This window comes from Micromonospora sp. RL09-050-HVF-A, from assembly GCF_019374995.1.
Taxonomy (GTDB): Bacteria; Actinomycetota; Actinomycetes; order Mycobacteriales; family Micromonosporaceae; genus Micromonospora; species Micromonospora antibiotica.
This window is the reverse complement of the sequence record NZ_JAGKQP010000002.1, coordinates 4,415,434-4,441,078: the sequence shown is the minus strand read 5'-3', so window position 1 is coordinate 4,441,078 and position 25,645 is coordinate 4,415,434. Positions and strand designations below refer to the sequence as shown.

Genomic DNA, 25,645 nt, shown 5'->3' with positions numbered 1-25,645 from the left:
TGCCCGGGCATGATCGTCGGGGCCGGGTATTCTGGTCCGGTTGTCCGCGTCCGGTCGGGTTCCCCCGCTCCGGGACGGGCACGACGCACGACCTCCTGCCACGGAAGGACCGTGGCCGCCTAGCCCACAGGAGGTGAGCACGTCTTGCGTCATTACGAAGTAATGGTGATCCTCGACTCCAGCCTCGAGGAACGCACCGTCGCACCCTCGCTCGACACGTACCTGAACGTGATCCGGACCGCGGGTGGCTCGGTCGAGAAGACCGACGTGTGGGGCCGCCGGCGCCTCGCGTACGAGATCAACAAGAAGGCCGAGGGCATCTACGCCGTCATCGACCTTCAGGCGACGCCGGAGGCGGTGGCCGAACTCGACCGCCAGCTGCGGCTCAACGAGTCCGTGCTGCGCACCAAGGTCATCCGGCCGGAGATGCGCTAAGCATTCAACCCCGGTTCGCCCGGATCAGCCTCGTCGGTGATGTCGTACGGCTCTGCGAGTCTGTACGACGCAACGATGAGTGCGCGAGGAGTTGGTCATGGCAGGAGACACCACCATCACGGTCATCGGCAATCTGACCGATGACCCCGAGTTGCGGTTCACCCCGTCGGGTGCGGCGGTCGCCAAGTTCCGGGTCGCTTCGACGCCCCGGTTCATGGACAAGACCACCAACGAATGGAAGGACGGCGAGCCGCTCTTCCTGGCCTGCACCGTGTGGCGGCAGGCGGCGGAACACGTCGCCGAGTCGCTCCAGCGGGGCGCCCGCGTGATCGTCTCGGGTCGGCTGCGTCAGCGGTCGTACGAGACCCGCGAGGGTGAGAAGCGCACCGTCATCGAGCTTGAGGTCGACGAGATCGGCCCGTCGCTGCGCTACGCCACGGCGAAGGTGCAGAAGATGTCGCGTTCCGGTGGTGGCGGCGGTGGCTTCGGTTCCGGTGGCGGTGGCAATCAGGGCGGCGGCGGAGGCAACTTCGACGACCCCTGGGCCTCTGCTGCTCCGGCTCCCTCCTCGCGCGGTGGTTCGGGCGCCAATTTTGATGAGGAGCCACCGTTCTAATGGCGCCGAGCGCCCGCGATCGTAAACCAGGAGCACGTGCAATGGCCAAGGCTGCGGCACTTCGCAAGCCGAAGAAGAAGGTGAACCCGCTCGACAAGGACGGGATCACCTATATCGATTACAAGGACACCGCGCTGCTGCGTAAGTTCATCTCCGACCGCGGCAAGATCCGCGCTCGGCGGGTGACCGGGGTCACCTCCCAGCAGCAGCGGCAGATCGCCCGTGCGGTCAAGAACGCCCGTGAGATGGCGCTCCTGCCGTACACCGCCACGGCCCGCTGAGAGGAGGCACCGACATGAAGATCATCCTGACCCAGGAAGTTTCCGGTCTCGGTGCCCCCGGCGACATCGTCGAGGTCAAGAACGGCTACGGCCGTAACTACCTGCTGCCGCAGGGCTTCGCGATCAGCTGGACCAAGGGTGCGGAGAAGCAGGTCACGGTCATCAAGCGGGCCCGCTCGGCCCGGGAGATCCGCGACCTGGGCCACGCCACCGAGGTCAAGGACCAGCTTGAGGGCCTGAAGGTCAACCTGAAGGTCCGCGCCGGCGACGGTGGCCGGCTCTTCGGCTCGGTCACCCCGGCCGAGGTCGTCGACGCCGTCAAGGCGGCCGGCGGCCCGGTCCTCGACCGTCGTCGGCTGGAGATGCCCGGTCACATCAAGTCGACCGGCGCCTACCCGGTGCGGGTCAAGCTGCACCCCGAGGTGTCCGCCAAGTTCGACCTCAACGTCGTCCAGGGCTGACCTCACCGCACAGCATCACCCGACATGGCCCGCACCGGCACCCGGTGCGGGCCAAGTCATGTCCACCGACGGCCCGGGGCTCTGCGGCGGCGTCCCTTCACCCCCGGCAACCGTCGACCGCACAACACCCGGAGCCAGGCTCGGTGGCACCGCGCGGCGCCACCGACGCCGGGAGCGCCGCGCAGGTCAGCCGATCGGCTGACCGGTGATCGCGCTGATCAACACGGTGGACAGGCCACCACCCACCACCGCCGCCGCCAACGCCACCGTCGCCGGCCGCCAGGTCGTCCCCACCCGGCGCAGCAGGACCGCCACCACCAGACTGCTCAGCAGCGACAGCCCGAACCGGGGTGCCCCCGCGACCAGGGAACCGAAGGCGTGCGCCCGGGGCGGTTCACACCCGCCGCCGCTGATGTCCGTGACACAGCCGGCCGGCGGCTGACCGTCCAGGGTCAACAGCCACAGAAACACCAGCACCGCCGGCACCAGGTAGCAGGCGGCGGTGTAGACCAGCGGGCGCAGCGGGCCACCCGGGTCCGGGTCGAGCAGGTCGTCCTCCAGGCGGCGGTTCCACGAACCGGCACCCACCGATCCGATCCGGTCCCGCAGTGCGGCCGTCGCCACCGACCGGCCCGACGCCGGCTCGGCCCGACGCCGGGGCACCGGCCGGGGCCTCGGTGCCGTGTAACCCACCACCGGAGAGCGGGGTGCCGAGGTCGGTGGGTCCATCCACCGGGGATCGTCGCCGGCCAGCCGGGTGCCCGACCAGAACCCCTCCGGCTGCTCACCCCACGGCCAGCCCTCGCCACCCGTCACCGGCTGCGAGGACCGGGGTGGCACCGACCGTTCCCACCGGTCGACGTCGTCCCGGGCCCGGCGGCCGACACCGTCGGCGTCCCACCGGTCGGCGTCGTCCCGGCCCCAGCGGTCGTCACCGCCGGTGTCCCGGCGGCCGATCCCGCCCGTGTCCCGGCGGTCGACCTCGTCACGATCCGCGGTCACCGAACCCCACCGGCCGACACCGCCCGTGTCCCGGCGGCCGACCTCGTCACGATCCGCGGTCACCGAACCCCACCGGCCGATGTCCGTCCGGTCCCACTGCGCGGTGTCGGTGAACCGGTCCCACTGGCCGGTGTCGTCGCTCTGCTCCCACCGCGACGCCCCGCCGGGACGCTCCCAGCGGTCGTCGACCACCGGACTCTGCCAGCTGTGCACGCCGGACGCGTCCCACGGGTCCACCGCAGGCCGGTACTCCGGCTCCGGCTCGGCGGAACGGCTCCACGGGTCGCTCGCCGGACGGCTTCCCGGGTCGGTCAACGGCCGGGCCCACGAATCGTCGGTGTTGCGCCGCCGTCGCCGGGGCGGTTGCTCGGGTACGGCCTCCACCGGCAGGTCGGAGTCGTCACCGCCGGACCAGATCACCTCGGGCCGGCGGGACGGCGACCGCCGCGGGCGGGCCGTCGGGGCGGCCCCGGAGACCGGCGCACCCTCATCGGTGTCCGCCCGCCGGCTGCCGACGTACCCCTGATCCTGCGGGCGGTCGAAAGTCCACTCCCGGGTGTGGTCGGACTCGGGGGCCGCGGCGATGGCGCGGGTTTCCCGCCGTTCGCTCTCCCGCCGCCGTCTGGCGGCACGACGACCCACCCCGGAGACCGGAGGGGCGTCGTCGTCCTCGTCGTCCGGGGCGGCGTGCCGGCCACGGCCGTCGGCGTGGGCGATCCCCGACTCGACCGCCCACCGGGGCAGGTAGGCGTCGACGGGCTCATCCTGGCCACGCTCGACCGCCCGGCGGCGGCTCGGCGTGCGGTAGCGGTCCGTCGAGGAGTGTGAAGCTGACAGGACCGGGTCGCCGAGGTCGTCCCACGGGGCGATCGGCTGACGCTCGCGCGGGTTGCCCTCCCCGCGCTCCCAGTCCCGGTAACTCACGGCCGGAGCGTGACCCTTCTCAACCGAAAGTGCAATCCGCTGTCCAGGTGTAGCCGTTTCGCAGAGATAGTACGGGAAGACCGACCCAAGAGCCTTACCAGAAATTATTCGTCCACAGGGTGGGGACAAAGAAACAGCAGGTCAGAGCCGTGGGGCCCGGATTTCCTCCACAGTTTTCCACAGGCTGTGCACACGCTGCGCACATGGTTGTCCACTCGCGTCCACAGGTTGTCCCGAGGCTCATCCACCGCGCCGGTTGAGGGTCTGACCTCGGGGTCCGTATCGTGGGGCACCGACCGGTCGCGCGATGGCCCCCCGATCGACCCGACCGGCAGGTGGCACACCACCGGCGTACCGCTGGGGCCAGCTCGACGCTGTGGAGGGGGAACCGTGTCGGTCACCGACGACATGCGGGCGGAGCCCCGGGCAGCGGGGCAGTCGTCCGCCCCGCCGCCCCGCGACGGACAGTTCGACAAGACCCCACCCCAGGACGTGGCCGCCGAGCAGTGCGTCCTCGGCGGCATGCTGCTCTCCAAGGACGCGATCGCCGACGTCGTCGAGATCCTCAAGTCGACCGACTTCTACCGGCCCGTCCACGCCACCATCTTCGACGCGATCCTCGACATCTACGGGCGCGGTGAGCCGGCCGACGGCATCACCGTCGCGGCGGCCCTCGCCGACTCGGGGGACCTCGCCCGGGTCGGCGGCGCCCCCTACCTGCACACCTGCATGGCGGCCGTCCCGACAGCGGCGAACGCCTCCTACTACGCCCGGATCGTCGGCGAACGCGCGGTGCTGCGCCGGCTGGTCGAGGCGGGCACCCGGATCGTGCAGCTCGGCTACGGCACCGCCGCCGGGGGCAGCCGCGACGTCGACGACGTCGTCGACCTGGCCCAGCAGGCGGTCTACGAGATCACCGAACGGCGGGTCAGCGAGGACTTCGCGATCCTCGCCGACATGCTCCAGCCCACCCTCGACGAGATCGAGGCGGTCGGCGCGCAGGGCGGCGTGATGACCGGGGTGCCGACCGGCTTCACCGACCTGGACCGGCTGCTCAACGGCCTGCACCCGGGGCAGCTCATCATCGTGGCCGGCCGGCCCGGTCTCGGCAAGGCGCTCGCCCTGGACACGCCGCTGCCCACCCCCGACGGCTGGACCACGATGGGTGAGGTCGAGGTCGGCGACCGGTTGCTCGCCGCCGACGGTACGCCGACCACGGTCACCGCCGCGTTCGCCGTGATGCACGGGCGTCCCTGCTACGAGGTCGAGTTCTCCGACGGCAGCGTGATCGTCGCCGACGCCGAGCACCTGTGGCAGACCAGCACCCGGAGGTGGGCCCTCGCGCCGGCGGGCGGCATACCGGCAGACTCAGCTCAGGGCCCCGCCGAGGCCGGCGACGGCGTACTCACCACGGCGCAGATCGCGGCGACGCTGCGTACCGGCCCGGAGGGAAGCCCCCGCCACGCCGTCGCCACCTGCGCCCCCCTGCAACTGCCCGAGCGGGCGGTGCCCATCCCCCCGTACGGCCTGGGTGGCTGGCTCGGCGACGGCCGGGCCGACCCGGGTCATCTCGCCGGGTCCTTCCTGGCGACGCTGCGGGAGATCGGCGTCCTCGCGGACAAGCACATCCCCCGGGACTACCTGCGCGGCTCCGAGGCGCAACGTCGGGCGCTGCTCGCCGGGTTGATGGACACCGCCGGCACCCTCACCCCGACCGGCGACCTCCGGTACACCTCGACCTCGCGTCGGCTGACCGGTGACGTACGGGAACTCGTGGTGGGTCTCGGGTACCGCTGCACGGTCACCGAGCGGCCGGCACCCGGTCGGACCGGGACGACGTACACGGTCGCCTTCGCCACCCAGGACGCCGTCTTCCGCCGCGAGCCCAGGGCGTCCGCCGAGGCCGTCCGCCCACGCACCGACCCGGGTGTCCGGTACGTGGTGGACGTGCGGCCGGTGGCCAGCGTGCCGGTGCGGTGCGTGACCGTCGACAACCCGGACCATCTCTACCTGGCCGGCCGGTCGATGATCCCCACCCACAACAGCACGGCCAGCATGGACTTCGCCCGCAACGCGGCGATCCGGGCCAACCAGGCCGCCGCCATCTTCTCGCTGGAAATGAGCAAGGTCGAGATCGTCATGCGGCTGCTCTCGGCCGAGGCGCGGGTCCCGCTGCACGTGCTGCGCAGCGGGCAGCTCTCCGACGACGACTGGACCAAGCTGGCCCGCTGCATGGGTGAGATCAGCGAGGCGCCGCTGTTCGTGGACGACACGCCGAGCATGAACCTGATGGAGATCCGGGCGAAGGCGCGGCGGCTCAAGCAGAAGCACGATCTCAAGATGATCGTCGTCGATTATCTCCAGCTGATGACCTCACCGAAGCGCACCGAGAGCCGTCAGCAGGAGGTCGCGGACCTGTCCCGTGGCCTCAAGCTGCTGGCCAAGGAGGTCGAGTGCCCGGTGATCGCGGTCAGCCAGCTCAACCGTGGCCCCGAGCAACGCACCGACAAGCGACCCCAATTGTCCGATTTGCGCGAATCTGGCTCGATCGAACAAGATGCTGACGTCGTCATCCTGTTGCACCGCGACGACTACTACGACAAGGAGTCGCCGCGCGCCGGAGAGGCGGATTTCATAATCGCCAAGCACAGGAATGGTCCGACCGATAGTATAACGGTCGCGGCCCAGCTTCATCTCTCTCGATTCGTCGATATGGCTATCGGATGACCGAGGCCGGGAGGCAACTCGCCGGTGAGCGGCGACGAGACGTGGTCGTACGTGCGGAGAGCGGGGAGAGCATCACGAGTATCGCCCTGCGTTACGGGGTGACAAGGCGGGCGATCCGAGGGATGCTCCGTCGTTGTGGCGTACCTGCGCGTCGGACCGGGAAGCTGACGGATGCGCAGCGGGAGGAAGTGATAAATCGATTTCTCAACGGAGTGAGCCTCGGGCAGATCGCCACCGAGTTCAGCGTCACGGTTCCGTCTGTTCGCGGCCTGATCTCCCGCCGAGGAATCAATATCCCATCAGTCTCGGAGGGTTTGCGGCATGATGCCTTCGACAGTCTGACGCCTGATGCCTGCTACTGGATCGGGTTCCTGTTCGCTGACGGATGTGTCAGCTACCGGCCAGGTCACCTGCCGCAGATATCGATAGGGCTGGCTGAGCGAGACCGAGGCCAGTTGGTCGCGCTGCGGGATTATCTGGGCTGTGGTAACAGCATCTCCCAAACAAATCCGACCCAAGGATCGTGTCAGTTCTCCGTGCGTTCGCGGAGCTTGGCGGACCGGCTCATCGAATTGGGCAGATACGATGATTCCATCGACGAGCGGTTGGTCGTCTCGCGCGACTTCTGGCGTGGTGTCGTCGATGGTGACGGCTCGCTGGGGATCTACAAGAGGGCAGCCCCGAGCGGTCGAACCTTTGCTCAGTTCAGAGTGGTCGGAAGACGACATGTCATGACCGCATTCGTTTCTTTCCTCGAAAGTAGCGGCATCAGTGGTCTGTCGGTGCGTCCACACAAGAGTATCTGCACTGTCGGAACCACCTGTGGGCCGGCCGAGAGGATAGCCTCCCTCCTCTACCTCAATGCCGAACCGGCGCTGGCCCGGAAGGCGGAGATTGCCGCACAGATGATCGTCCGCCAGCGGTAGCACATCAGTTCCGTGCCCGTCGAGATCAGCCGAGCAGCGGGAACCAGCCGGCCGCCTCGCCCAGCGCCACCCGGTCCCGGTCGGTCAACGGCTCCCGACCGGTGGCCTTGCCCAGGTAGGTCAGGTCGTCCCAGTCGGCGGGCCGGACGGCGTCGTCGCTGAGCAGGCCGTCCATGGTGGTGACCGCGACCTCGACGGCCAGCGGACCGGGCGGCGGCCCCTCGGGCAGGTGGTGCACCAGATCGAGGTGGTGTACGACGGCCTCGGTGGTCAGCGTGGCCAGGAAGTCGGGCACCCGCAGCACGTGCCCCTGGGTGGTGACGTGTCCCTGCGGGTCGGCGGCACCCGCCGCGCGGACGGCAGCCGGTGCGGTGTCCGCCCAGATCCGGACCACACCGGTGGGCCGGTCGAAGGCGGCGGCCGAGCGGCGGACCCACCACGCGTGCCGGGCTGCGGCGTCGGGGTCGTCACCCGCCGGGAAGGACCGCCAGTAGCTGACGTCGTCGGTGTCTGCCGGCCCGTCGGCGGGGCTGGCCAGGGTGACCAGGGCGCGTTGGGCGTCGCCGAGCAGGTGGAAGAGCAGGTCGGCGACGACCCAGCCGCGACACCGGGTGGATCGTTGCAGCGCCGCGTCGTCGAGGTCGGTGACCACCCGGGTGATCCCGTCGTAGACCTGCGCCAACGCGGTGTGCTGCCGGACGAACGTCATGCCGTGCAGCGTCGCACGAGCGGCGTGCCCCGGCACGGCGGTTGACGGGCCACCTACCGTGGCCACCCGGCAGTGCCGCCCGGCGGGACCGGGCCGGGCACGGAAGGTCCCGGCCCGGTCGTCGACGGGATCGCTCAGCCGAACATTTCGTCGAGGAAACCCTTGTGCTTCTTGCGCTTGTAGTGGCCGTGGTAGCCGTGGTGCTGCTGCGGGTGACCGTAACCACCGTGGGTGCCGTACGCGGGCTGCGGCGGGTAACCCGGCGGGGGCGGGGGCGGCGGCACGGCACCGTAACCCGGCTGGTGGCTCGGGGCGGGTGGCGGCGGAGGCGGCGGTGGGTATCCGCCGGGCGTCTGGACGTGCTGCTGACCGGGGACGGGCCCCGGCTGACCGGGCGCGGGCGCACCGCGCTGCTGGTTCCAGTTCGCCTCGGCCTCGAACAGCTTTTCGAGTTCGCCACGGTCCAGGAAGATCCCCCGGCACTCGCCGCACTGGTCGATGACGACTCCGCTGCGCTCGTACTGGCGCATTTCTCCGCGACACTTGGGACAGGTGAGCTGCATCGCTCGACGGTACCCGGTCGGCGCAGCATTCAGGCGGTGGCGATCAGCGCCCCGGTCACCTCGTCGTCGTCGACCTCGTGGAAGTCGTCGTAGTAGGCACTGACCGCGCCGAAGTCGGCGGGCCGCCGGGCGCAGACCACCTCGTCCGCTTCGGCGGTGAGCATCTCGTACGCCTGCTGCGCGCCGACCGGCACGGCGACGACGACCCGGTGGGCACCGAGTCGCCGGGCGACCTGTACGGCGGCGCGGGCGGTCGCACCGGTGGCCAGGCCGTCGTCGACGATCAGGGCGGTGCGTCCGGTCAGGTCCAGCGGTGGGCGACCGGACCGGTAGCGGGCCTCCCGGCGGTCGAGTTCGGCCTGCTCGCGGCGTTGCACGTCGGCGCTGTCGGTCGGATCGAGTTGGGCGGCGACCTGGTCGTTAAGGACCCGCACGCCACCGGGGCCGAGCGCGCCGAAGGCCACCTCGGGGGCCCAGGGCAGGCCGAGCTTGCGGACCACCAGCACGTCGAGCGGTACGCCGAGCTGGTCGGCGACCACCCTGGCGACCGGCACCCCGCCGCGGACCAGGCCCAGCACGACGACGTCGGGTCGACCGGCCAGTGCGGTGAGTCGTGCGGCGAGTTGCCGACCGGCGTCGTCCCGATCGTGGTAGCTGCTCATGTGCTCAGGTTTACGCCCTGGGGGCGGGGCGTGCCGGGGACTCGGCGGAACCGGGGTCCGGTGGGTGGTCAGGGCGGGTGCCCAGCTCAGCAGGGCGATGGGGTAGAGCAGGTAGCCGAAGCGGGTGGTGGGCATCAGCAGGATGGCGGCGAGCAGGCCGTACCCGCAGATCAGCGTGGTGGTGGCGGCGCTGCGCGGTGGGCGGCGGACGAGCCGGACGGCGATGGCGGCACCGGCGGCGACGAGCAGCGCGGCGGCGACGAGCCGACCACCGGGCAGGGCGGTGGCGATCAGGTGGCCGGGGAAGGGGGACTGGGCGGGGCTGGTGACCTGGCCGTGGCCCAGCGGGAAGCGGAACACGTTCTCCACCAGCGCGTCCCGGTCGACCAGCAGGGCGGGGAGCAGGGCGAGGGCGGGTAGGCCGAGCGCACCGACGGCGACCCGCAGCCCGGCCCGCCGGGTGGTCCCCCAGAAGATCAGGACCAGCGCGACCGGCCAGGCGAAGAGTTTCAATGCGCCGGCCAGCCCGACCGCCACTCCGGCCCCGCCGGGCCGTCCGGCGGCGGCGAGGGCCAGGGCCAGCAGGCAGAGCGCGAGTACGGGCAGGTCGTCGCCGCCGGTGGCCAGGGTGAGCGCGCAGATCGGCAGGACGGTCGCCGCCTGCACGCCGCGCAGCACCGCCGCCGCCCCGGCCCAGCCTCCGCCGGCCCAGCCTCCGCCGGCCCAGCCTCCGCCGGCCCAGCCTCCGCCGGCCCAGCCTCCGCCGGCCCAGCCTCCGCCGGCCCAGCCTCCGCCGGGTCTGGCGGACCGTCGCAGGGCGACCACGGCAAGCGCCAGTGCGGCGGCGGTGACCAGCGCGAACCAGACGCGGGAGTCGGTCCACCAGGCGTCGGCGGCGGCCCGGGGCAGCCCGAACAACGCCATCCCCGGCTGGTACGGGGTGTAGCCGAGCAGCCGTTCGTCGGCGGGCAACGCGGCGATGGCGTCCGGCCCGAGGTAGGGGGTGCCGTGCTCGGCGAGCCGGATGCCGGCCTGTTCGACGACCACCACCTCCTCCTGGGCCCGGTCGGTCCGCCCGGCGGCCCGCTGCCCGGCCTGCACGAGCAGCGGGAGCAGGGCGGTGCCGACCCAGGCGAGGCCGGTGACGATCGCGCGGGCGGTGGTGCCGGCCAGCCCGGGGCGGTGGCGTCGCAGCAGGACCTGGGCGGCGACCAGGAGGGTCGCGGCGAGGTAGCCGACGGCGGCGACGCTCCCCCAGGCCCGGTGCGGTGCCAGGGTGGAGGTGGCGGCGGTGACGGCGGCAAAGGCTGCGGAGACGGTGTAGAGGCCGAGGTCGAGGGCGAGTCCGTCGGCTGCGGTGTCGACGGTCCGCCAGCGGCGGGCGGCGCGGTCGGCGACGGTCACGCCGGCAAGTGTGGCAGACCGGTCGCGCGGTTCCGGGCGGGCTGGCGGCGGCCGGGGGTGCTGAGGCGGATGACCGCGCCGGTGTCGTGCAGCGGGGTGGCGAGGGTGCCGGGCCGGCCGCCGGAGCCGCGTTGGAGGGCGGCGAGGAGCGCGCCGGCCGGCAGTGGGCGGGCGAACAGGTGCCCCTGGCCGGCGGCGCAGCCGAGTGACCACAGGGCGCGGCGTTGCGGTTCGCTCTCCACGCCCTCGGCGACGACCGCGAGGTCGAGGCTGCGGCCGAGGTCGAGGGTGGAGCGGATGACGGCCGCCGCCTCTGCGGAACTCTCCATCGCGGTGACGAAGCTGCGGTCGATCTTCAGCTCGTGGACCGGGATGCGGGAGAGCAGGGAGAGGGAGGAGTAACCGGTGCCGAAGTCGTCCAGGGCGAGCCGGATGCCGGAGTCGCGCAGCCGGCTCAGCACCCGGTCGACCACGTCGAGTTGGCTGAGGGTGAGCGTCTCGGTCAGCTCCAGGACCAACCGGTCGGGGGGGAAGTCGTGGGCCTGGAGGCGGGCCAGCACCGCGCTGGGGAATCGGGCGTCGAGCAGGCTGCGGGGGGAGACGTTGACCGAGACCGGGAGGTCGAAGCCGGCCGTACGCCAGGTGACGGCGGCGACGAGTGCCTGGTCGAGGATGGCCTCGGCGAACGCGGGGAGCATGCCGGAGCGTTCCACCGCCTCGATGAAGCGCAGCGGGTCGATCACCCCGTGCCGGGGGTGGTGCCAGCGGGCGAGGGCCTCGGCTCCGGTCACCTCGCCGGTGCCGAGGTCGACGAGCGGTTGGAAGTTGACGGTGAACTCGTGGTCGGCCACCGCGCGGGGCAGTTCACCGCCGAGGGTGAGCCGGCGCAGGTCGGCGGTGTCCCGGGTCGGGGCGTACGTGGCGATCCGCTGGCCGGCCCGTTTGGCCTGGTACATGGCGACGTCGGCGCGGCGCAGCAGCTCCGGCATGCCGCCGGTGGCGGGGGCCGCCGCGATGCCGCCGCTGGCCTCCACGCTGATCCGCATGCCGTCCACGTCGAGCGGTTCGTGCAGGGCACCGAGCAGGGTCTCGGCCCGGTGGGCGGCGATGGCGGGGGCGGGCAGGTTGCGCATCAGCACGGCGAACTCGTCCCCGCCGAGGCGGGCGACCAGGTCCTCGTCGCGGGCGGCGGCGCGCAGCCGGTCGGCGACCTGCATCAGCACCTGGTCACCGGCGGCGTGGCCGAGGGTGTCGTTGACCTCCTTGAAGTGGTTGAGGTCGATCAGGACGAGGGCGGTCACCCCCTCGGCGTGCCGGGTGCCGAGCTGCTCGGTGCCCCGGTCGAGCAGTTGCCGGCGGTTGGCCAGGCCGGTGAGCGCGTCGTGGCTGGCGGCGTGGGCGTGTTCGGCGGCGACCCGGGCCAGTTCGGCGTACGCCTGGGCGTTGCGGACGGCGGTGCACAGGGCGGAGGCGAAGGTGCGCAGGGTGTACTGCTCGCGTTCGTTGAGGCGTACCGGGCCACGGAACCGGAGTCGGAGCATCCCGACGTCGGCCGTCCGGTCGTGGCCTTCGAGCCGGGCGGGCAGGACGGTGCCCTCGATGTCGCTGGGGGTGCCGGCGGGGCCGTCGTAGGTGATGGTGCCGCTGGCCCCCCGTACGGTGCGGCCGGCGTCGCGCAGCTCGATCTCGACCTCGTCGGCGGAGAAGAGCTCGGTGGCCTGGGTGACGGCGGTGGTGAGGACCTTGTCCAGGTCGACCACGTTGAGCGCGTCGGTGGTGCGGGCGAGGCGCTGCCATGCCTGCTGCTCCGTGCGGGACTTGACCTGGTTGGAGTAGAGCAGGTGGAGGCTGAGCACCAGGGGCGGCACGGCCAGCAGGAGCCGGGGGTCGGCCTGGAGGATGACCAGGGTGACGGCGATGAGGACGAACCGGGCCAGCACGCTGGTCAGGCGGAGCCCGAGGTCGTCCCAGAACAGTCTGCGCAGCGCGGTGCCGGTGGCCATCGCGATGACCGGCAGGGTGAGCAGTTCGTCGAGGACGACCGCGACGAGGTAGGCGAGCCCGATCATGCCGATGACGTGTCGGAGGTCGGTGTCCTGTGGTGACCAGCCGAGGGTGTGCAGGGCGATGCCACCGCCGGCCGCCAGCAGCATGCTCTTGGCGATGCCGAAGGCGGTCTTGAGGGGTGAGGGCTTCATGGAGAGCAGGGCGATCGCGACGCCCGTGCCGGTGGTCAGCACGACCAGGGGTGCGGGGGCGACGGCCAGGCCGAGGACGATCGCGGTCTCGCTCCACGATATTGCGTGGACCGTTGCCCGAATTCGAATTCGCCAGTTGATCCGGACGCCGAGTGCGGCCATGAAGGCCAGGGCGATGGATCGGGTGAGGTCGCCGCCGGTGAGGTGCAGGTGGGCCAGTTGGTACAGGGCGACGGCCGCTGCTGCGGTGGCCACCACGCAGACGAGGCCGACGTGCAGCGTCAGCTGCCGCTCGGCCTCCGTCTTGCCTTCGTCCGGTCGTGCCATCGTGTCCTCGACAACCACTCCGTGTCGCTGAGCAGAGGCCAAGGCTACGTGGGGTCACGCCGCCACCACAATCGTTCAGAGCCACTCGTGTGCGGACATCGCTTTCGCCTCCCCTGGTCGCCGTGTCCGACCTTCCGGTCGGGATCTGACAGGGGACAGCCTAAGGGCGGTTAGGACGATTTTGGAGGTATAAATGTAACTATGAGCGATAGGTGAGAATTGAGTGCAGGTTGGTGACTTTCCGTTTCCACGGGGAAACGGAGTGCTGAGTGCTCCCGACCGTTCTCGTTAACGCTAGATAATGGTGCAGCGGCGGGGTTTGCGACATCGGGTGAGGGTCGCTGGTTGGAGCAACTGTGCGGTGACCGGCGGGTGAGTGCGACGGATCACCCGATTGCGGAACGCAGCGTAGTCGTGTGGGCGCGCTGGTGCCAGTGCCGACGAAGTGGCCCGGTGGCGATTCGCGGTCGCGACGCGACGTTGGGTTTCTCGTCCGTGACGACGAGGTGTCCGATCTCTCGGGCGATGACGTTTCCCGCTCTCCCGCCGACCCGAGAACGTATTAGTGGCGACCGATGAAATCGACGGTGAACTATCGATCACGAATCATCCCGTACGGCGTCGACCCGCTTGATCCCCACCGCCCGGGGTGAATGGGACGTACCCCCCGGTCGGACCCGGCCGCTAGGCTCGCGGACGTGACCGATCCCGCGCAGCTCAGCCACGTCGACGCCGCGGGCGCGGCCCGCATGGTCGACGTCTCCGCCAAGCCGGTGTCCGGCCGGGTCGCCGTGGCCGCCGGCCGGCTGCACACCACCGCCGAGGTGGTGGACCTGCTGCGCCGCGACGGGCTGCCCAAGGGTGACGCGCTGGCCGTCGGCCGGCTCGCCGGCATCATGGGCGCCAAACGCACCCCCGACCTGATCCCGCTCTGCCACCCGATCGCCCTGCACGGCGTCGACGTCGACCTGCGCCTCACCGACGACACCGTCGAGATCACCGCCACCGCCCGCACCGCCGACCGGACCGGGGTGGAGATGGAGGCGCTGACCGCGGTCGCCGTCGCCGGGCTGGCCCTGATCGACATGGTCAAGGCGGTCGACCCGGCCGCCACCGTGGACGCCGTCCGGGTGCTGCGCAAGACCGGCGGCAAGACCGGCGAGTGGGTCCGCCCCCAGGACCGGCCGTGATCCGGGCCCGGGTGATCGTGGCGTCCAACCGGGCCGCCGCCGGGGTGTACGCCGACACCAGCGGCCCGCTGCTCGTCACCGGCCTGCGCGAGCTGGGCTGCCAGGTCGACGAACCGGTGGTGGTGCCCGACGGTGAACCGGTCGGCGAGGCACTGCGCGCCGCCCACACCGACGGGATCGACGTGGTGCTGACCAGCGGCGGCACCGGCATCACCCCCACCGACCGGACCCCGGAGGTGACCCGGGCGCTGCTCGACCATGAGATCCCCGGCATCGCCGAGGCGATCCGCGCGTACAGCCGGGACCGGGTGCCCACCTCGGCGCTGTCCCGGGGGTTGGCCGGGGTGCTGGGCCGGATGCTGGTGGTCAACCTGCCCGGCTCGCGGGGCGGTGCGAAGGACGGTCTGGCCGTGCTGGGCCCGATCCTCGCCCACGCGGTCGACCAGTTGCGCGGCGGCGACCACTGACCGCACGGCCGCCCCGGCGGCGATAGGCTCGCGGGGGTGAACGCGGAGCCCCGCGTCCCGTCCGAACGGAGGCCCCCGGTGAGCACGGAAACCGCCGCCACCGCGGCCCAGGTCGCCGCGCCGCCGCCGGCCGGATGGGAGGAGGCCCGCTCCCGGGTCTACGCGGTCGGCCTGGCCGCCGCCCTGCCCGCCGTCAACCGGGCGCTGGCCGACGCCGACGGGCACACCCTGGCCGAACCGTTGACCACCCGGACCGACCTGCCGGCCTTCCCCACCTCCAGCGTCGACGGCTGGGCGGTGCGCGGCACCGGCCCGTGGGACGTCGTGGGGCGGGTACTCGCCGGGCACACCCCGGCCGGGTTGACCGCCGACGGCACCACCGTCGAGATCGCCACCGGTGCGATGGTCCCCGCCGGAACAACCGCCATCCTGCGCATCGAGGACTCGGGTCGTACCCCGGACGGGCGGGTGACCGGCACGCCGCGCCCGAACCCGGAGTGGCGGGAGCCGGGCGAGGAGGCGGTGGCCGGTGAGGAGCTGCTGCCGGCCGGCACCCCGGTCGACCCCGCGCTGATCGGGCTGGCCGCCTCCTGCGGGCACGACCAGCTCCGGGTCCGCCGTCAGCCCCGGGCCGCGCTGCTCGTCTTCGGCGACGAACTGCTCACCGCCGGCCCGCCCGGGTCGGGCCGGGTCCGCGACGCGCTCGGTCCCGCCGTGCCGTCCTGGTTGCGCCGCTACGGCTGCCAGGTGCGGCCCTCCGACGTGGTCGGTCCGGTGGCGGACACCCTGCCCGCCCACGTGGCCGCCCTGCGCGGGGCGCTGGCCGTGGCCGACCTGGTCTGCACCACCGGCGGCACCATGCACGGCCCGGTCGACCACCTGCACCCCACGTTGGAGGCGCTCGGCGCCGACCACGTGGTCAACACCGTCGCCGTCCGGCCCGGCTTCCCGATGCTGCTGGCCCGGCTGGTCGACGACGACGGACGGGTCCGTTTCGTGGCCGGGTTGCCCGGCAATCCGCAGTCCGCGATCGTCGCCCTGGTGTCGCTGGTCGCGCCGCTGCTCGCCGGGCTCCAGGGCCGGGTGCTGCCGGCACTGCCGTACGCCACCCTCGCCGGGCCGGTGCCCGGCCGGGGCGACTACACCCACCTGGCCCTGGTCCGGCTGGACCGGGCCGCCGGCACCGCCCACCCGGTCCGGCACGTCGGCTCGGCGATGCTGCGAGGGCTGGCCGGCGCGGACGGGTTCGCGGTGATCCGGCCGGGCACCTCCGGCGAGGTCGGGGCCCGGGTGCCCGTCGTACCGCTGCCGTTGCTGCCCGGGGAGCGCACGTGGTGACGGCCGACCCCACCACGGCCCTGCTCGCGGTCACCGACCAGCCGCTGGACCTGGCCGCGCACGAGGCGGCGGTCGCCGACCGCCGGGCCGGCGCGGTCGTCTCCTTCCAGGGCGTGGTCCGCGACCACGACCACGGCCGACCGGTCACCCTGCTGGAGTACGAGGGCCACCCGAGCGCCGTCGATACGCTGCGCGCGGTGGCCGCCGAGATCGCCGCCGACCCCGACGTCTACGCGGTGGCCGTGTCGCACCGCATCGGTCGGCTCGACATCGGGGACGTGGCGCTGGTGGCGGCGGTCAGCACGGCACACCGGGCGGCGGCCTTCGCGGCCTGCGCCCGGCTGGTCGACGAGGTGAAGGCGCGGCTGCCGATCTGGAAACGGCAGGTCTTCGCCGACGGCACCGAGGAGTGGGTCAACTGCCCCTGACCGTGGCGTCGTGCCCCACCGGGCCGGCCAGGGTCGGCCGACCGTGGTGGCGCGGGCCGGGCGGGGTCAGCGGCGACCGGCCGTGGTGACACGGGCCGACCGGTCGGGATAGAAAGCGGGCTCGGCACCGGGCCGCCACGGCAGGGCGGCGACCAGCACGATCAGCGCCAACGCGAGCGAGTTCTCCATAAGCGCGCCGAACAGGCCGTTCTGGTAGTGGGACACCTCGGGCAGCTTGTGCTCGTACGGCCAGATCGGCGAGATCACGAAGAGCAGGTACAACCCGAGCGCCGCGACCCCGTGCCGCAACCCGGTCAGCGTCGGGTACCAGATCGGCGGGCGCAGCCCACTCACCCCGGGTGGCCCGCCGAACGACTGCGGGCCGGTACGCACCGACAGCCCCCGACTCGCCTCACGGCGGCGTACGGCGGCGTCGGCGAGCACGACGATCGCCGGGATGACCCAGACCAGGTGGTGCGACCAGGAGATCGGGCTGATCACGTTGGCGGTCAGCCCGACCAGGGTGAACGCGGTCAGCTCGTCGCCGTCGGCGCGGGCGTTGGCGGCCCGGGACAACCCGACGGCCAGGATCAGCACCGAGAACGCCAACCAGAGCAGACCGGGCGTCTCGATCGAGTCGTAGAGCCGGGCCAGCAGGCCGGCCAGCGACTGGTTGGGCGTCATGTCGGCGGCCCCGACCCGCTCGGTCTGCCACAGCACCCCGCCGAAGTAGGCCCGCGACTCGGTGCCGACCAGCGCGAAGCTGCCCAGGGTGACGCCGATGATGGTGCCGACGGCGGTGGCGGCGACCCGCCACTGCCGGGTGACCAGCAGGTAGACGATGAACAGCGCCGGGGTGAGCTTGACGGCGGTGGCCAGGCCGATGCCCATGCCCGCCCAGGACCCGCTGTAGAGCAGCCGCAGGAACGGGCCGTCGGTGCCGCGTCCGTGGGTGCCCCGCCGGGAACGCCAGCGCAGACCCACCAGGTCCGCCATGATCAACGCGAACAGGAGCAGGTTGACCTGCCCGTACCCCAGGGTCTCCCGGACCGGTTCGAGGGCGGTGGCCATCGGGGTGGCGATGGCCACGGAGTACCAGAGCGGCCAGCCGAGCCGGTCGACGATCGGGCGCAGCAGCGCGGCGAGGATCACCGCCAGCGCGGCGATGCTGCCGGCCGCGTTGATCCAGCCGGCCGCCTCGATCGGCAGCATCGCCATCGGCAGCATGGCCAGCGCGGCGAAGGGCGGGTAGGTGAAACCCAGCGTGGTGGTGGGCGCGATGAACTCGTACAACTCGTGCCCGCTCGCCCACCACACCACCGCGCCGTGGTAGATCTTCATGTCGAAGAAGTTGTACGGCCGCCCGAAAGCACCGATGGCGAGCCATGCGGCATAGGCGACGGCGGCCACGATGCCGACCCGTACGACTGTCCTACGATCGATCCCACGCGTTGCGCGACGGACTGGGGCGAGGCGGTCCGCCCGTCTACCGACGGTCGTCGGCATGGCGTGGCCACCCCCATACCAAGGTCGTCCTACCCGTCCAGGTCCGGTAGGGAGCCTAGAACGGCGCCTCACGTTGCTGCCTCCCGCGTTATCCGACCGTGTCCGATCCCACACCAGTTTTTGACATTTCCACCGCGTTAACGGGTGTCGGGTGGTTCAGGTAATTCGCGGCCTTACGGGGGGTGGTGGCCGAATCGATGCAGGTCAGCCGGGAAGCCGGCGGGCGGCGGCGGCCGACCGGACGGCGATCCGGGCCTCCCGCCGGGCGGTGCGCACCGCACGACCGACCGACCGTCGAGAGTGGCCGATGCGGTGACCGGCCCGCCAGCGCAGGCCCGGCCTGCCCTCGGTGTCGGCTGCGGCGAGCAGCAGACCACCGAAGAGCCCGAGGTTCTTCAGGAAGTGCACCTGGTTGTTGCTCCGCGTCGTCGGATCGTCGTTGTCCCAGAACGGGTGACCGGCGGCGGTGGTGGGCACCAGGGTGCCGGCCAGGACCAGTGCGGCCGGCCGGGTGAACTTCCCGGTGGCCAGCATCAGGCCGGCGGCGAGCTGCACGGCGGCGTTGGCGCGGATCAGCGTCTCGGGGTCCGTGGGGAGCTGCGGCGCGGCCCGCTGGATCAGCGGAGCGACCCGGTCGGTGACCGGCCGGGCAGCCGTCACGAGCCGCTGGGGGTGTTGGAAGTTGCGGGCGCCGCTGACCACGAAGATGCCGCTCAACATGACACGGGCGAGGGAGCGCACGGGTTTCATTGCTCAGTCATACCCCGTTTGGACCCCTGCTATCCGGGCAACGGCCGATCCGGAGCGCTCTGCGTGCCGTCGCCCGAAGCGGGTCGCGCCGCTGCTCCCGGGACCGCGCCGTGCCGGTCGGCGCGATGACACGCCACGCCGAACTGGGCGACCGTCGCTGATGGACCTGCCACGACCGGTAACGTCGCGCCGGTGACGACCCTGCGGTTGCGTCCCGAGGGCCCGGCCGACGCCGGCCCGATCCGTCGGGTGCTGGCTGCCGCCTTCGCCCGCCCCGACCGCACCACCCCCGGTGAGGTCGCGCTCGTCGACGAGCTGCGCGGCAGTGCGGCGTGGCTGCCGGAACTGGCGATGGTCGCCGAGTACGGCGGCGAGGTGGTCGGGTACGCGCTGCTCACCCGGGTCCGGGTCGAGGCCGACCGGGAACGCGCCCCGGCGCTGGTACTCGGGCCGGTGGCGGTGGCCCCGCACCGGCAACGGGTCGGGCACGGCACGGCGGTGGTGCAGGCCGCGCTGGAGGCCGCCACCGAGCTGGGCGAGCGGCTGGTGGTGGTCCTCGGCGACCCGGCGTACTACCGGCGGTTCGGCTTCACCCGGGCCGACCGGATGGGGCTGGTCAGCCCCTGGTCGGGGCTGGGAGAGCCGTGGCAGGCGCTGGTGCTGCCGCCGGAGACCAGCGACGCGCCACCACCCCCGCGCGGCGAGGTGGTCTTCCCACCCCCCTGGTCCCGGGTCTGACCCCGTGGCCGGTGCCGGCCGTCCGGCGGGTCCGGTCGCCCCGTGGCCGGTGCCGATCAGGCCGGCTGGGTACGCAGGTAGCGGCCGAAGTGCGGGACGGTGAAGGCGACCGTGCCGCGTTCCCCCGAATAGATCAGACCCTTCTTGATCAGCGCGTCCCGGGCCGGGGAGAGGCTCGCCGGCTTGCGGCCCAGCGCACGGGCGATCTCGGCGGTCGGCACGGCGGCGTCCATGTCGTCCCGACCACCGCCGTCAGCCTCGCCCGCCACCTGGGACAGGGTCGCCATCGCCCGCATGTACTCGCGTTCGGCAGGGGTGGCCCGCTCGAACCGGGAACCGAAGAAACCGACCGCCAGCTCCGCCTCCGCCTCCGGGGCGGCGACCCGGACGTCCGCGTCGGTGATCGGGGAGCGGGGCGCATGGTCCCAGGTCGCCTTCCCGTACGCCTGGACGAAGTACGGGTAGCCGCCGGACGACTCGTAGAGCAGGTCGAGGGCCTTCTGCTCGTACTCCACCTGTTCCCGCCCGGCCGGCGCGCACAGTGCCTGGTCGGCGGCGATCCGGTCCAGCCGGTCGATCCGCAGGTAACGGAAGAGTCGCTCCGAGTACGACTTGGCGGCGCTGAGCACCGCCGGCAGGTGCGGCAGGCCCGCGCCGACCACGATCAAGGGTGCGCCGAGCTGGGACAACTCGTGGCAGGCCGCACAGAGCGCCGACACGTCCTCCGCACCGAGATCCTGCATCTCGTCGATGAAGACGGCGATACCGGTGCCCACGTCCCCGGCGACCGCCGCCGCGTCGGTGAGCAACTCCACCAGGTCGATCTCGATGTCCCCGGAGTCGGCCCGGCCGCTGCTGGCCGGCACGTCGATGCCGGGCTGCCACCGGTCACGCAACCGGGGGGCCGCACCGGCCCGCCCGGTGGTCGGTGCGCTGCGCTGCGCAAACGCCTTGAGTACGCCGAGGAAGGCGTCGATCCGCTCCGGTGCCCGGTGCCGGGGGGCGAGTTCGCGGACCGCCATGTGCAGCGCGGCGGCGATCGGTCGACGCAGCGACTGCTCCGGTCGGGCCTCGATCTTGCCGGTGCCCCAGAGCTGGTTGATCGCCTGGGAGCGCAGGGTGTTGAGCAGGACGGTCTTGCCGACGCCGCGCAGGCCGGTGAGCATCAGGCTGCGCTCGGGGCGTCCCCGGGCGATCCGTTCCAGCACCACGTCGAAGACGTCCAGCTCCCGCCCCCGCCCGGCGAGCTCGGGCGGGCGCTGACCGGCGCCCGGGGCGTACGGGTTGCGGACCGGATCCACGCATCGCACAGTATCGGGCGGTCTAGCCTGCGGACTAGAGATGCGTAGACGGGGCTACCGGCGTGTCGCCCACCGGGTCCGGGCAGGTCCCGTGGTGGAGGCGACGGGGGTGCCGGCGACCCTCTCGACACGAATATGGGGCTGTCTAGCGTTGATGCTAGACAGCCCCATATTTCCCTGTTCAGCTGCGTTTGCGCAGGCAGAGTACGTAATCGAAGAGGTCCACCGAGTTGTCGTGCACGTAGTTGGCGTTCGACTCCGGGGCCAGCGACTTACACCGGTCCCCGTTGGTGGACGCCGGAATCCGCAGCAGCACCTCGTAGGTGTTCGGACCGCACGGCACCTTGCGCAGGTCGGCGTCACTGGCCGTACCGTCGTTGACCACGCAGTCGCCCCGGACGATCTGCTCCGCCCGGGTCGGCGTCGGGGTCGGCTCGGCCGTGGTCGGCTCGACGGTCGGCTCCGTCGGTGCGTTCCCGGTCGGCCCGTTCTCCGTCGGCGAGGCGGACGCGACCGCCTCCGGAGCCGGATCGTCGCTGTCACCCGACGCCAGGAGGAACCAGCCACCCACCACGAGGCACGGGCACAGCAGCAGGACCACCACCAGCCCGATGATGAGCGCGATCCGACCGCCCCGACCCTTTGCCGGCGGTGCCGCCGGAGGCGGGAAACCCTGCCCCGGATATCCCGGTGGCGTGGGCTGCCCCGGGAAGCCGGGCGGCGGTGCGGCCGGTCCTGGGAAGCCGGACGATGGTGCGGCCGGTCCTGGGAAGCCGGACGATGGTGCGGCCGGTCCTGGGAAGCCGGACGATGGTGCGGCCGGTCCTGGGAAGCCGGACGATGGTGCGGCCGGTCCTGGGAAGCCGGATGACGGTGCGGCCGGCCCCGGGTAGCTGGGTGCCGGGGGCGGTGGGGACTGGGCGGGGTAGCTGGCCGGTGGTGGTGACGCCGGTGCGCTGAACGCGCCGGCCGCCGGTGCGGCGGTCGGCCCGGCGGGCGGGAAGGGCCCCGGCGGCGGGTAGCCGGCCCCCGAGGACGGCACCGGCGTGCCGGTCGGCGGGAGATAGGTGTCCGGCGGAGGATAACCCGCCCCCGAGGACGGAGGTGGGTAGCCCGCTCCGGAAGACGGCGTCGGGTAGTCAGCCCCCGCTGCCGGCATCTGGGTGGTCGGCGAGTACCCGCCCGCTGCGGGCATCTGGGTGGTCGGCGAGTATCCGCCGCCCGCTGCGGGCATCGGCGTGGTGGCCGGCTGCCCGGCTCCCGACACCGGCAGCCGGGTGGTCGGCGGCTCAGGTGGCGTGGAGATCGGGGCGGTCGGCGGTTCGGCGGCGAAGGGTGCGGTCGGCGGTTCCGGCGTGGTGGCCGAGAGTGGTGCGGTCGGCGGTTCGGGCGTGGTGGTCGAGAGTGGTGTGGTCGGGGGTTCGGGCGTGGTGGCTGAGAGTCGTGTGGTCGGCGGTTCGGGCGCGGCGGCCGAGATCGGTGCCGTCGGCGGCTCCGGCGAGGACGCGGCCATTGGTGCGGTGGGCGGTTCTTCCGCACTCGGAATGGGTGCCGTGGCCGGCTCGCCCGCCTCCCGTGACACCGGCACGGTCGGTGGCTCGACGTCCTCCCGGCGGATCGGTGTGGTCGGTGGCTCGACGTCCTCCGGGCGGATCGGTGTGGTCGGCGGCTCGTCCGGGCCGGTATCGGGTCCGGTCGGCCCGGCGGAGAGCGGGGCGGTCGGTTGGTCGTCCGCGTCACCCCGGAGGGGTGCGGTCACCGGTTCCTCGGCAGCGCCCGGGGCAGGCGCGGAGATCGGCGCGGTCGGCGTCTCGTCAGCCGGATGCGGGGCAGCCGGCGAGTTGACGGCGGTCACCGGTTCCTCGGCGGCGTGTGGAGCCGCCGGGGAGATCGGTGCCGTCGGCTGCTCGTCCTGGTTGCGGGTGAGGGGTGCCGTCGGCTGCTCGTCCGATCCGCCCGGGATCGGTGCCGTCGGTGGTTCCGCCTCCGACGGAATTCTCACGGTGGGTGGCTCCGGCTCGGCGCGGAAGATGGGCTTCGTCGCTGGTTCGGGGTCGGGGTGCGCGAGGGGCGCGGTGGGTGGCTCCGGGTCGCTGTTCGAGGGACGTTGTTCCTCGTCGGGGCGGCCGGAGTCGGGTGGGCCGAAGGTTGACAATCTCTCCCCCAGGGGTGGGCTCAGCGCTGCTTCAGGCAGAGGACGAAGTCGAGGGTGTCCAGCTCGCTGTCGAAGAAGTACCAGTTGGTGTAGCCCTCCACCTTGCCGCACTTCGCCTCGGCGTCCCTTTCACCACTGGTCGCCCCGTCGAAACGACGTAAGACCTCGTACGTTCTCGGGGCGCACTCGGTGATCAGTAGCTTGGGCTTGCCGCCGGCCGGACCCTCGTTGCGGACGCACTGCCCAGCCTTGACGAAGCGCGGGTCGGCCGAGGCGGCGGGTGCGGGGGTGGCGGTGGTCGACCCGCCCGGTTCGGCAGTGGCCGCGTCCGGCACCACCGGTGCCGTCGGCAGCGCCGCACCGGTGTTCGTCGGCTCGTCGTCGCTCAGCAGGTACCACAGGGTGCCACCGCTGACGGTCAGCACGGCGAGCACAACCAGCACCGCGATCAGCGGACCCCGGCCGCGCCCCGACCCGGGGTTGCCCGGGTAGGCCACCGGTCCGCCCGCCGGAAACTGCCCTGCCGGCCCGTACGGCTCCGACTGGAACTGGTCGTACGCCGGATGGTGGGGCTGCTGTCCACCCGTCGGCTGGGTCGGCACGGTTGCGGGGTGGGGCTGCTCCGGGGCGGGCTGGCCCCAACGGTCGTCCGGGCGTCGCCCACCCCACGGGTCCGGGGAACCGCCCGGTGGTCCGTAGTTCGCCATGCCCGCCCTCCCGCGTGCCGAGATGCCGGTCGTCCGGAAGGACGCCACCGACGTGGTCACCGTAGCGTGGTCCCGCGATGACCTCACCTTCCTCGGCCGCGACACCCGCCCGACCAGCGCTGATCTGGACCGCACTCATCCTGGTCTACGTGCTGTGGGGTTCCACCTACCTCGGTATCCGGGTCGTGGTGGAGTCGATGCCGCCGCTCGGCTCGGCTGCCGCCCGCTTCGGTGGTGCCGCGTTGGTGCTGGCGGTGGTCCTGCGGCTGCGGCGGGGCGCGGGTGCGTTGCGGGTCGACCGGCGGCAACTCGGCTCGGCCGCGCTGGTCGGGGTGCTGCTGCTGGCCGGCGGCAACGGCCTGGTGGTGCTCGCCGAGTCGGGCCCGGCCGGCGTGGCGGTGCCGTCGGGCATCGCCGCGCTGCTGGTGGCCACCGTCCCGCTGCTGGTGGTGCTGCTGCGTACGGTCACCGGGGACCGCCCGCCGGGGTGGACGTTCGCCGGGGTGACGGTGGGCTTTCTCGGGCTGGTGCTGCTGGTGCTCCCCCGGGGCGGGACGGGGACGGTGCCGCTGGTCGGTGCGTTGACCGTGGTCGCGGCGGCCACCTGCTGGTCGGTGGGGTCGTTCCTGTCCAACCGGTTGCGGATGCCCGCTGACCCGTTCGTCGCCACCGTCTACGAGATGGTCGCCGGGGCGGTGGCGCTCGTCGTGCTGTCCGTGACCCGGGGTGAACTGCGCGGGTTCTCCCCGGCGCAGGTGACGACCCGTTCCTGGTTCGCCCTGGCGTACCTGCTGGTGGCCGGGTCGTTGGTCGCCTTCACCGCGTACGTCTGGTTGCTGGCCCATGCGCCCATCTCGTTGGTCTCCACCTACGCCTACGTGAACCCGGTGGTGGCGGTGGCGCTCGGCGCGTTGCTGGTGGCTGAGCCGATCACCGGTCAGGTGCTGCTCGGCGGTGCGGTGATCGTGGCCGGCGTGGCGCTGGTGGTGACCACCGAGCGGGCCCGCCGGCCGGCGGGTGACGGGGCAGCCGCCGTACCGTCCCGGCGGTAACGTCGAGGGCCGTGCCCGTCGGCCCGGTGACCGTAGCCGCGATGCTCGGCGTCCTGGCCGGCCTCGCCGCACCCCGGATCGCCCGTTCCTTCCCACCCCGCACCCCGCCGGCCATGCACCCGACTCCAGCGCCGGCCGTGGCCTCGGTTCCAGCGCCCGACTGCGCGCCGGCTCCAGCGCCGGCCGTGGCCTCGGCTCCAGCGCCGGTCGGGATCGCGGTGGTGGGGGCGGTGGTCCTCGGTGGGTTGGCCGCCGCACGGTGGCCGGAGCCGGCACTGCCGGCGTTCCTGCTGGTCGCCGCCGTGGGTCTGGTGCTGGCGGTGGCGGACCTGACCAGCCTCCGCCTGCCCGACCCGCTGGTCGGCGCGGCCGCGCTCGGCGGCGGCACCGCGTTGACCGTCGCGGCCGTCGTCACCGGCACGCCCGGTCGTCTGGCGCTCGCGCTCGCCGGGGCCGCCCTCTCCCTCCTGCTGTACGTCGTGCTGGCGCTGCTGCCCCGCTCCCGGCTCGGCTTCGGTGACGTGAAGCTGGCGGCGGTGCTCGGGCTGCCGCTGGGCTGGCTGGGCTGGCCTACCCTCTGGCTCGGCCTGCTCCTGCCGCACCTGCTCCAGGGGCTGCTGGTGCTGGCGCTGCTGGCCGCCCGCCGGGTACGCCGGGACACCGCCCTGCCGTTCGGCCCGGCCCTGCTCACCGGTGCCTGGCTGGCCGTCCTGCTCGCCTGACCGGCCTGTCGGGCCGGCTGGGGCGGGCGGGCAGCAACGTCACGCATCAAGCGGTA

At 72.6% G+C, this 25,645-nt stretch carries 23 protein-coding genes and 1 pseudogene; 13 read left to right on the top strand and 11 right to left on the bottom strand.

All coding sequences use genetic code 11. The features are described 5' to 3' along the window. Positions 1-144 precede the first annotated feature (144 nt). From rpsF to rplI, 4 genes are all read left to right on the top strand, one after another. Positions 145-435, top strand: a complete 291-nt coding sequence (gene rpsF, locus J7462_RS19470; RefSeq protein WP_067301247.1) for a 30S ribosomal protein S6 — start codon at positions 145-147, stop codon at positions 433-435. A 79-nt stretch (positions 436-514) separates the two neighbouring features. Then, a complete protein-coding gene (locus J7462_RS19465; RefSeq protein WP_208565148.1) occupies positions 515-1,051 on the top strand; it encodes a single-stranded DNA-binding protein in 537 nt (178 codons plus the stop codon). A 41-nt stretch (positions 1,052-1,092) separates the two neighbouring features. Then, on the top strand, positions 1,093-1,332 hold the full coding sequence (gene rpsR, locus J7462_RS19460) for a 30S ribosomal protein S18 (protein ID WP_007073789.1): 240 nt from the start codon (positions 1,093-1,095) through the stop codon (positions 1,330-1,332). Between the two features lie 14 nt (positions 1,333-1,346). Next, positions 1,347-1,793, top strand: a complete 447-nt coding sequence (gene rplI, locus J7462_RS19455; RefSeq protein ID WP_208565147.1) for a 50S ribosomal protein L9 — start codon at positions 1,347-1,349, stop codon at positions 1,791-1,793. Between the two features lie 186 nt (positions 1,794-1,979). Here rplI and J7462_RS19450 read toward each other — a convergent pair whose 3' ends face one another. Next, positions 1,980-3,719, bottom strand: coding sequence for a hypothetical protein (locus tag J7462_RS19450; RefSeq protein ID WP_219465360.1), 1,740 nt, complete (start codon positions 3,717-3,719; stop codon positions 1,980-1,982). 390 nt (positions 3,720-4,109) lie between these two features. Here J7462_RS19450 and dnaB point away from each other — a divergent pair, with 390 nt between their 5' ends. Together dnaB and J7462_RS19440 are read left to right on the top strand one after the other, a co-directional pair. Further along, the gene (dnaB, locus tag J7462_RS19445; protein WP_219465358.1) at positions 4,110-6,446 is read left to right on the top strand and encodes a replicative DNA helicase; all 2,337 of its coding nucleotides are present in this window, start codon (positions 4,110-4,112) and stop codon (positions 6,444-6,446) included. Beyond that, positions 6,443-7,372: a hypothetical protein gene (locus J7462_RS19440; protein WP_219465356.1), complete on the top strand. Its 930-nt coding sequence runs from the start codon at positions 6,443-6,445 to the stop codon at positions 7,370-7,372. The genes dnaB and J7462_RS19440 overlap by 4 nt, the downstream gene beginning before the upstream one ends. Positions 7,373-7,397: 25 nt before the next feature. Here J7462_RS19440 and J7462_RS19435 read toward each other — a convergent pair whose 3' ends face one another. From J7462_RS19435 to J7462_RS19415, 5 genes and pseudogenes are all read right to left on the bottom strand, one after another. Further along, positions 7,398-8,081: a maleylpyruvate isomerase N-terminal domain-containing protein gene (locus J7462_RS19435; protein WP_219465354.1), complete on the bottom strand. Its 684-nt coding sequence runs from the start codon at positions 8,079-8,081 to the stop codon at positions 7,398-7,400. 134 nt (positions 8,082-8,215) lie between these two features. Beyond that, positions 8,216-8,644 carry a zf-TFIIB domain-containing protein gene (locus J7462_RS19430; RefSeq protein WP_219465352.1) on the bottom strand — a complete coding sequence of 143 codons (429 nt, stop codon included), beginning with the start codon at positions 8,642-8,644 and terminating at the stop codon, positions 8,216-8,218. Positions 8,645-8,673: 29 nt separating this feature from the next. Further along, complete coding sequence (locus J7462_RS19425) at positions 8,674-9,306, bottom strand: phosphoribosyltransferase (protein WP_219470483.1); 633 nt, start codon at positions 9,304-9,306, stop codon at positions 8,674-8,676. A gap of 69 nt (positions 9,307-9,375) precedes the next feature. Further along, positions 9,376-10,710: pseudogene (locus J7462_RS19420) on the bottom strand (glycosyltransferase 87 family protein); the annotation flags it as partial. After that, positions 10,707-13,235, bottom strand: coding sequence for a bifunctional diguanylate cyclase/phosphodiesterase (locus J7462_RS19415; RefSeq protein ID WP_219465350.1), 2,529 nt, complete (start codon positions 13,233-13,235; stop codon positions 10,707-10,709). The pseudogene J7462_RS19420 and the gene J7462_RS19415, both read right to left, overlap by 4 nt. Before the next feature lie 698 nt (positions 13,236-13,933). On the opposite strand from J7462_RS19415, the gene moaC reads away from it, so the two are divergent. The 4 genes from moaC to J7462_RS19395 all read left to right on the top strand — a co-directional run bounded on the left by moaC (position 13,934) and on the right by J7462_RS19395 (position 16,658). Further along, a complete protein-coding gene (gene moaC / locus J7462_RS19410) occupies positions 13,934-14,425 on the top strand; it encodes a cyclic pyranopterin monophosphate synthase MoaC (protein ID WP_208565140.1) in 492 nt (163 codons plus the stop codon). After that, positions 14,422-14,892: a molybdenum cofactor biosynthesis protein B gene (locus tag J7462_RS19405; protein WP_219465348.1), complete on the top strand. Its 471-nt coding sequence runs from the start codon at positions 14,422-14,424 to the stop codon at positions 14,890-14,892. Before moaC ends, J7462_RS19405 begins: the two co-directional genes overlap by 4 nt. Before the next feature lie 78 nt (positions 14,893-14,970). After that, complete coding sequence (locus J7462_RS19400) at positions 14,971-16,230, top strand: molybdopterin molybdotransferase MoeA (RefSeq protein ID WP_208565138.1); 1,260 nt, start codon at positions 14,971-14,973, stop codon at positions 16,228-16,230. Continuing rightward, a complete protein-coding gene (locus tag J7462_RS19395) occupies positions 16,227-16,658 on the top strand; it encodes a molybdenum cofactor biosynthesis protein MoaE (protein WP_219465347.1) in 432 nt (143 codons plus the stop codon). The genes J7462_RS19400 and J7462_RS19395 overlap by 4 nt, the downstream gene beginning before the upstream one ends. A 66-nt stretch (positions 16,659-16,724) precedes the next feature. On the opposite strand, the gene J7462_RS19390 is transcribed toward J7462_RS19395, so the two are convergent. Then, on the bottom strand, positions 16,725-18,164 hold the full coding sequence (locus tag J7462_RS19390) for a glycosyltransferase 87 family protein (RefSeq protein ID WP_219465345.1): 1,440 nt from the start codon (positions 18,162-18,164) through the stop codon (positions 16,725-16,727). 204 nt (positions 18,165-18,368) lie between these two features. Beyond that, a complete protein-coding gene (locus J7462_RS19385; protein WP_219465343.1) occupies positions 18,369-18,914 on the bottom strand; it encodes a DoxX family protein in 546 nt (181 codons plus the stop codon). 192 nt (positions 18,915-19,106) lie between these two features. Between J7462_RS19385 and J7462_RS19380 the strand changes: the two genes are divergently transcribed. Beyond that, on the top strand, positions 19,107-19,652 hold the full coding sequence (locus J7462_RS19380) for a GNAT family N-acetyltransferase (RefSeq protein ID WP_208565135.1): 546 nt from the start codon (positions 19,107-19,109) through the stop codon (positions 19,650-19,652). Between the two features lie 56 nt (positions 19,653-19,708). On the opposite strand, the gene J7462_RS19375 is transcribed toward J7462_RS19380, so the two are convergent. The 3 genes from J7462_RS19375 to J7462_RS19365 all read right to left on the bottom strand — a co-directional run bounded on the left by J7462_RS19375 (position 19,709) and on the right by J7462_RS19365 (position 23,605). Next, complete coding sequence (locus J7462_RS19375; RefSeq protein ID WP_219465342.1) at positions 19,709-20,953, bottom strand: ATP-binding protein; 1,245 nt, start codon at positions 20,951-20,953, stop codon at positions 19,709-19,711. A gap of 181 nt (positions 20,954-21,134) precedes the next feature. Then, on the bottom strand, positions 21,135-21,557 hold the full coding sequence (locus J7462_RS19370) for a hypothetical protein (RefSeq protein ID WP_308290954.1): 423 nt from the start codon (positions 21,555-21,557) through the stop codon (positions 21,135-21,137). Positions 21,558-23,128: 1,571 nt separating this feature from the next. After that, positions 23,129-23,605 (bottom strand): hypothetical protein, encoded by a 477-nt coding sequence (locus J7462_RS19365; RefSeq protein WP_219470480.1) that lies wholly within the window; start codon positions 23,603-23,605, stop codon positions 23,129-23,131. Positions 23,606-23,892: 287 nt separating this feature from the next. Here J7462_RS19365 and J7462_RS19360 point away from each other — a divergent pair, with 287 nt between their 5' ends. Beyond that, positions 23,893-24,867 carry an EamA family transporter gene (locus J7462_RS19360; protein WP_208565132.1) on the top strand — a complete coding sequence of 325 codons (975 nt, stop codon included), beginning with the start codon at positions 23,893-23,895 and terminating at the stop codon, positions 24,865-24,867. A 26-nt stretch (positions 24,868-24,893) separates the two neighbouring features. Continuing rightward, positions 24,894-25,589 (top strand): prepilin peptidase, encoded by a 696-nt coding sequence (locus tag J7462_RS19355; RefSeq protein WP_308290953.1) that lies wholly within the window; start codon positions 24,894-24,896, stop codon positions 25,587-25,589. Positions 25,590-25,645: the final 56 nt, after the last annotated feature.

What these genes read in the sequence shown, in the direction of transcription:
- rpsR (WP_007073789.1), top strand. Translation starts at nt 1,093, where the DNA reads ATGGCCAAGGCTGCGGCACTTCGCAAGCCGAAGAAGAAGGTGAACCCG.
- rplI (WP_208565147.1), top strand. Translation starts at nt 1,347, where the DNA reads ATGAAGATCATCCTGACCCAGGAAGTTTCCGGTCTCGGTGCCCCCGGC.
- J7462_RS19440 (WP_219465356.1), top strand. Translation starts at nt 6,443, where the DNA reads ATGACCGAGGCCGGGAGGCAACTCGCCGGTGAGCGGCGACGAGACGTG.
- J7462_RS19435 (WP_219465354.1), bottom strand. Translation starts at nt 8,081, where the DNA reads ATGACGTTCGTCCGGCAGCACACCGCGTTGGCGCAGGTCTACGACGGG.
- J7462_RS19430 (WP_219465352.1), bottom strand. Translation starts at nt 8,644, where the DNA reads ATGCAGCTCACCTGTCCCAAGTGTCGCGGAGAAATGCGCCAGTACGAG.
- J7462_RS19425 (WP_219470483.1), bottom strand. Translation starts at nt 9,306, where the DNA reads ATGAGCAGCTACCACGATCGGGACGACGCCGGTCGGCAACTCGCCGCA.
- J7462_RS19415 (WP_219465350.1), bottom strand. Translation starts at nt 13,235, where the DNA reads ATGGCACGACCGGACGAAGGCAAGACGGAGGCCGAGCGGCAGCTGACG.
- J7462_RS19390 (WP_219465345.1), bottom strand. Translation starts at nt 18,164, where the DNA reads ATGCCGACGACCGTCGGTAGACGGGCGGACCGCCTCGCCCCAGTCCGT.
- J7462_RS19385 (WP_219465343.1), bottom strand. Translation starts at nt 18,914, where the DNA reads ATGAAACCCGTGCGCTCCCTCGCCCGTGTCATGTTGAGCGGCATCTTC.
- J7462_RS19360 (WP_208565132.1), top strand. Translation starts at nt 23,893, where the DNA reads ATGACCTCACCTTCCTCGGCCGCGACACCCGCCCGACCAGCGCTGATC.